Genomic DNA, 535 nt, shown 5'->3' with positions numbered 1-535 from the left:
ACCTTTTATCGGCTTGTGCATTAGCACCAAAGCTAAAACAGCCCAATGATAGGAACCGCGTGCCTATTAATAAAACAGTCCCTGCCGAAATCAAGCGAGGAGACAGATGAAAAAGCGATTTATTATAGTAGGAATGGTTACCCTTTTGGCAATGATGAATTTGGCACATGCAAATAAAGAAGTTCAGTATGATAGAAGGAAAGTAGAAAGAGTAGAGATAGAAGGGCGTATCTATAATAAATATCTTGGCTTTTCAGATTCAACATACAATAGAGATGTTATTATAACTAGACGTCCTAATAAACCTAGAGTTAAAAAAAAGCCAAAAGAACCTAAGAAGTCGCAACCTGCTTCAACGCCACAACCTGCTCTATCAGCAGAATATCTGGAGCTTATTAAGCTATTAAAAAAAGAGGAAATTATTGAGCTCTTAAAAAAACAGCTTGAGTTGAAAAAAAAACAACTTTCACAAATAGAAAAAGCCTATCAAGCTATAACAAAGAATCAGAAAACAAACCCAAAGCAAATAGACTTT

At 35.1% G+C, this 535-nt stretch carries 1 protein-coding gene and 1 pseudogene; both read left to right on the top strand.

Going from position 1 to position 535, the window contains the following annotated elements; genetic code table 11:
* Positions 1 to 110: TrwH protein (locus ACFIO3_RS15535; RefSeq protein ID WP_375696226.1), on the top strand; the 110-nt coding region annotated here is incomplete at its 5' end.
* Positions 107 to 535, top strand: a pseudogene (locus ACFIO3_RS15530) (hypothetical protein); the annotation flags it as partial. The gene ACFIO3_RS15535 and the pseudogene ACFIO3_RS15530, both read left to right, overlap by 4 nt.

This window comes from Bartonella sp. AD328YNZD (assembly GCF_042196425.1).
The sequence above is the reverse complement of the archived record's forward strand: the minus strand, read 5'-3'. Positions and strand labels throughout refer to the sequence as shown.